Source organism: Okeania sp. SIO2B9, from assembly GCF_010672505.1.
Classification (GTDB): domain Bacteria; phylum Cyanobacteriota; class Cyanobacteriia; order Cyanobacteriales; family Microcoleaceae; genus Okeania; species Okeania hirsuta.
The window spans coordinates 1-1,387 of sequence record NZ_JAAHGK010001633.1; the positions used below are offsets into that span (position 1 = coordinate 1).

The window sequence follows — 1,387 nt, forward strand, 5'->3', positions numbered from 1 at the left end:
ATTCGACCCGTAAACATACAGGCTCGATGAGGCAACTGGGGCAAATGAAGCGCTCAAAATCTCAAAGTGCGGACTTTGTTGACGGGGACTTAGAAACCCCGTCCGTCTACACGGCGGGGTAGTTCATTATCTAGATATAAGTAATCAAAGCTATTATTGCCTACATCAGTAATATTGCTGAGGGTGATGTAATTATAGTTTCCTGTAATAAATTTATAAAATCTCTACATCATCCCACAAGTCAGACAGTATTATGAAACTTTAAATCAGAGAAGATCAGATAGTTAAGTATATACTCATTTTATCAAATATTTACTTTATATATGCTACTCATAAAAAAAGCATATTTTTCATCTATATTGATTGATAATTAAATTAATAACTATTTTATAGAAGTTGAAATGTATCAATGTTTCATCAAAAATGCTCAAGGGTGACTAACTTTTAGAACTAGAGTTTAGCGTTCTAGACAACAAAATTGTGATCTGCATCATTACAAAAATTGAGAGATGTCACATCTTTTAATGATGTGACTCATTGAAGGTTACCTAATAATAATTGATACTGGGTATCGTGATTATCAAATAAAACCGATTTAAAATTTTTTAATATACTACTGGAGAAAACTTTTAATCATGTCTACAAAACAAGCTCAGTTAATCAAATTCTTGAAGTGGGAGTTGTCCATCTCTGATTCAGCGATCGCCATTGCTTTACGACATGAGGAAGAAGACCCTAATCAATTACCGATGATACTTTGGCAATACGGTCTTGTAACATTGAAGCAGTTAGATCAAATATTCGACTGGTTGCAGATGGCCCATATTTAATCGACTATATTTCCTGAATTATCTAGGCCATAGATATATTACCTTGGTAATACAAGTGAAGCGACATTTAAGGAGGTATGAATTGGGTTTTAAACCAAGAAAAATTATAAAAACTAAATTGAATAAAAAATTTCAATTAAACAAGGGAGTATCTCAGTTAGCTTTTTCAGCAAGATTACTCCCTTTTTTTTATGGAATAATAAACAGGGAAAAATTATATATAGCTATCAGCATTTAGCATTCAGCATTCAGCATTCAGCTAGAGTCAAAACTTTTAACTGTAATGTTTTGAAGTTTCTTAGTTGTCCTAATCTCAATGCGTAGTGCTATAGCAGAAGAAAGAAGGAAGAAGGAAAAATCGCGTTGTCTTAATTTTAAGCTTTTGAAATGTCCGCGCTCTTTTCTTCGACTGCTATAAATCTTTTTTATTAAACCCACATTCCGCACTTCAATTTGAATTACGATAGGTTACAGAAAACCTTGATATTGAATTGAGTAGAATTACTTATGGCGTTTACTAACTGCAAGTCAGATCATAAAGCTAATGATTGCGTTAT

1 protein-coding gene is annotated in these 1,387 nt (G+C 32.6%); it reads left to right on the forward strand.

From position 1 onward, the window contains the following. The first annotated feature begins 635 nt into the window (after positions 1-635). Positions 636-830 carry a DUF2949 domain-containing protein gene (locus F6K13_RS33265; protein WP_124143954.1) on the forward strand — a complete coding sequence of 65 codons (195 nt, stop codon included), beginning with the start codon at positions 636-638 and terminating at the stop codon, positions 828-830. Positions 831-1,387 lie beyond the last annotated feature (557 nt).

Excerpts from the sequence above, each read along its gene's own strand:
- F6K13_RS33265 (WP_124143954.1), top strand. The coding sequence starts at position 636 with ATGTCTACAAAACAAGCTCAGTTAATCAAATTCTTGAAGTGGGAGTTG.